5 protein-coding genes are annotated in these 3390 nt (G+C 71.2%); all 5 read right to left on the bottom strand.

Annotation, left to right across the window (positions count from 1 at the left end; all coding sequences use genetic code 11):
- Positions 1 to 595, bottom strand: a 595-nt coding sequence (locus LOY02_RS18620; protein WP_317183859.1) for an AAA family ATPase, incomplete at its 3' end; no start/stop codon positions are given.
- Positions 592 to 1197 carry a Holliday junction branch migration protein RuvA gene (ruvA, locus tag LOY02_RS18615; RefSeq protein WP_317183858.1) on the bottom strand — a complete coding sequence of 202 codons (606 nt, stop codon included), beginning with the start codon at positions 1195 to 1197 and terminating at the stop codon, positions 592 to 594. The genes ruvA and LOY02_RS18620, both read right to left, overlap by 4 nt.
- Positions 1194 to 1778 (bottom strand): crossover junction endodeoxyribonuclease RuvC, encoded by a 585-nt coding sequence (ruvC, locus tag LOY02_RS18610; RefSeq protein WP_317183857.1) that lies wholly within the window; start codon positions 1776 to 1778, stop codon positions 1194 to 1196. The genes ruvA and ruvC overlap by 4 nt, the downstream gene beginning before the upstream one ends.
- 173 nt (positions 1779 to 1951) lie before the next feature.
- Complete coding sequence (locus tag LOY02_RS18605) at positions 1952 to 2719, bottom strand: YebC/PmpR family DNA-binding transcriptional regulator (protein ID WP_317183856.1); 768 nt, start codon at positions 2717 to 2719, stop codon at positions 1952 to 1954.
- A 48-nt stretch (positions 2720 to 2767) separates the two neighbouring features.
- Positions 2768 to 3370 (bottom strand): pyridoxal 5'-phosphate synthase glutaminase subunit PdxT, encoded by a 603-nt coding sequence (gene pdxT / locus LOY02_RS18600; protein WP_317183860.1) that lies wholly within the window; start codon positions 3368 to 3370, stop codon positions 2768 to 2770.
- Between the last annotated feature and the right edge of the window lie 20 nt (positions 3371 to 3390).

The following is a 3390-nucleotide window of genomic DNA, read 5'->3' as shown; positions in this document are numbered from 1 at the left end:
CCCCCGGCTCGTAGAAGTCGAGGTGGCCGGTGAAGCCGAAGCGGTCGCGCAGCGGGGCGGGCAAGAGCCCCGCCCGCGTCGTCGCGCCGACCACGGTGAAGGGCGGCAGCTCCAGCGGGATGGCCGTGGCACCGGGACCCTTGCCGATGATGACGTCGACGCGGAAGTCCTCCATCGCGAGGTAGAGCATCTCCTCGGCGGCCCGCGACATCCGATGGATCTCGTCGAGGAAGAGGACCTCACCCTCGGCGAGCGACGAGAGCACCGAGGCGAGGTCTCCCGCGTGCTGGATGGCCGGGCCGGACGTGATGCGGATCGGTTGCTCGAGCTCGCTCGCGACGATGAGCGCCAGGGTGGTCTTGCCCAGGCCCGGCGGGCCCGAGAGGAGCACGTGGTCCGGCGGGGTGCCCCGGCGCTTCGCGGCCTTGAGGACGAGCCCGAGCTGGTCTCGCACCCGGGTCTGCCCGGGGAAGTCGTCGAGCCGCCTCGGGCGCAGCGCTGCCTCGACCTGGCGCTCGTCGGCGTCGCTGCCGCCGTCGACGATCCGTGCGGTTGCGTCGTAGGACTGGTCCCAGGCCTGCTCGTCCACGGTCACCGGCCCAGCTCCTGCAGGGCTGCGCGGAGCATGGCCGACACGCTGGCACCGTCAGCGGCCTGCGGCGCGACCCGGTCGAGGGCGTCGTCGGCCTGCCGAACGGTCCAGCCGAGGCCGACGAGCGCCTCGCGGACCTGCTCTCGCCACAGCTCCCCCGTCGTCCGTTGGGCCACGAGCACGGGCTCGTCGTCGGAGCCGCCGAGGACGCCGAGCTTGTCGCGCAGCTCGAGGACGAGCCGCTCGGCGCCCTTCCTGCCGATGCCGGGGACCTTCGTCAGTGCCGCGATGTCGCCGCCTCCGAGGGCCCGACGCACGGAGATCGGGTCATGGACGGCGAGCAGGGCGAGGGCGAGGCGGGGTCCCACGCCGGAGACGGTCTGGACCGTCTCGAAGACGTGCTTCTCGTCCTCCGTCGCGAAGCCGTAGAGGGTCAGCGAGTCCTCGCGCACGACGAGCGTGGTCGCGAGGTCGGCCGTCTGGCCCACGCGGACGGACGCGGCGGTGGCCGGCGTCGTGTGGACGAGCATGCCGACACCGCCGACGCCGAGGACGAGGGAGTCGAGGCCCGCCTTGAGAACGGTTCCGGACAGGGAGGCGATCATCTGCGTGGTGCTCCAGCGGTCGGGGTCTGTCGGGGTCTGGCCGCGGTGGCGCGGCGGGTCAGAGCAACCGCGGCATGCGCCTCAGCGGCCTCGGCGAAGCGGCTCTGGGTGCCTCCGCGCCACACGTGGCAGATGGCCAACGCCAGAGCGTCGGCGGCATCGGCGGGTCGCGGGGAGCTCTCGAGGCCGAGCAGACGGGTGACCATGGTGGTCACCTGGCGCTTGTCGGCGCGTCCGCTGCCACTCACTGCCGCCTTGACCTCGGTCGGTGTGTGCAGGGTGACGGGCAGGCCGCGACGCTCGGCGAGCATCATGACGATGCCCGTGCACTGGGCCGTGCCCATGACGGTCGAGACGTTGGTGTCGGCGAAGACGCGCTCGATCGCGACCGCCTCTGGCTGGTGCCGCTCGAACCAGGCCCGGAGCTCGTCCTCGAGGGCCACGAGCCGCTTGGGTGTCGGGTCGGTCGACGGTGTGCGGATCACGCCGACGCCGACCAGGGACAGCTGCCGGCCGGGTCGCCCGTCGACGACTCCCACGCCGCACCTCGTGAGTCCGGGGTCGACCGCGAGGACGCGCACGCCTCACCTCCAGACTTGATCTGCCACCGTGTGGAGCACCGACCGAACACCTGTTCGGCTCAACCGTAACGGCCCGGCCCACCGGAGTCGTGGAAGCCACGCCGCGCGGGGGTACCTTCCGGCGGGACCGAGCCCAGCGGCATACGGCCGGGTGGTCGTCAAACCCCGCAGCGTCACTCCTCGTCGAGCTGGGCGAGGACCTCGTCGGGGATGTCGCCGTTGGCGTAGACGTTCTGCACGTCGTCGCTGTCCTCGAGCGCCTCGATGACGCGGATCATCTTCTTCGCGCCGTCGAGGTCGAGCGGGACCTGGAGGTTGGGCACCCACGAGGCCTCGGCCGACTCGTAGTCGATGCCGGCGCCCTCGAGGGCCTGCCGCACCGCGACGAAGTCGGAGGCCTCCGAGACGATCTCCCACGTGTCGCCGTTGTCGTTGACCTCCTCGGCCCCGGCGTCGAGGACCACCTCGAGGATCTGCTCTTCTGACAGCTCGCCCGAGGTCGTCGTCTTGGGCACGATGACGACGCCCTTGCGGTCGAAGACGTAGGCCACCGACCCGGGGTCGGCGAGCTGCCCGCCGTTGCGGGTCAGCGCCGTGCGAACCTCGGCGGCAGCGCGGTTGCGGTTGTCGGTGAGGCACTCGATGAGGACGGCCACTCCACCTGGCGCGTAGCCCTCGTAGGTGATCGTCTGCCAGTCCGCGCCGCCCGCCTCGGCGCCCGACCCCCGCTTGACGGCTCGGTCGATGTTGTCGTTGGGGACCGAGGTCTTCTTGGCCTTCTGGATCGCGTCGTAGAGGGTGGGGTTGCCCGCCGGGTCGCCACCACCCTGCCGGGCCGCCACCTCGATGTTCTTGATGAGCTTGGCGAAGAGCTTCCCGCGCTTGGCGTCGATCGCCGCCTTCTTGTGCTTCGTCGTGGCCCATTTGGAGTGGCCGCTCATGCAGTTCCCTCACGTTCCGTTGGCTGATGCGGTCGCCGGCAGGTGTGCTCAGCGGTTGCGCTCGACGATCCTGACGAACTCGGCATGGATCCTGCGGTCGTCACCGACCTCGGGGTGGAAGGACGTCGCCATGAGGTTTCCCTGCCGAACCGCGACGATCCTACCGGCGGCAGCACCCTGCCCGACGCGCGCGAGGACCTCGACGCCCTCGCCGACCTCCTCGACCCACGGGGCCCGGATGAAGACGGCGTGCACCGTGCCCTCCAGCCCGACGTAGTCGAGGTCGGTCTCGAAGGAGTCCACCTGGCGTCCGAAGGCGTTGCGCCGCACCGTCATGTCGATGCCGCCCAAGGTCTCCTGGCCCGGACGGGCGTCGGCGATCCGGTCGGCGAGCATGATCATCCCCGCGCACGAGCCGTAGGCGGGCATGCCGTTGGCGATGCGCTTGCGCAGCGGCTCCTGCAGGTCGAAGGCGCGCACGAGCTTGTCCATCACGGTGGACTCGCCGCCCGGCACGACGAGCGCGTCGATCGTCTCGACCTCCTCGGGGCGTCGGACGGTGACGACGTGCGCGCCGAGGAGGGTGAGTGCGGCGGCGTGCTCTCGCACGTCGCCCTGGACGGCGAGGATGCCGATGCGGGGTGCAGCCATGAGATCGAGCGTATGCCGCC

Source organism: Intrasporangium sp. (assembly GCF_032907665.1).
Classification (GTDB): domain Bacteria; phylum Actinomycetota; class Actinomycetes; order Actinomycetales; family Dermatophilaceae; genus Intrasporangium.
The sequence above is the reverse complement of the archived record's forward strand: the minus strand, read 5'-3'. Positions and strand labels throughout refer to the sequence as shown.

Excerpts from the sequence above, each read along its gene's own strand:
- ruvA (WP_317183858.1), bottom strand. The coding sequence starts at position 1,197 with ATGATCGCCTCCCTGTCCGGAACCGTTCTCAAGGCGGGCCTCGACTCC.
- LOY02_RS18605 (WP_317183856.1), bottom strand. The coding sequence starts at position 2,719 with ATGAGCGGCCACTCCAAATGGGCCACGACGAAGCACAAGAAGGCGGCG.
- pdxT (WP_317183860.1), bottom strand. The coding sequence starts at position 3,370 with ATGGCTGCACCCCGCATCGGCATCCTCGCCGTCCAGGGCGACGTGCGA.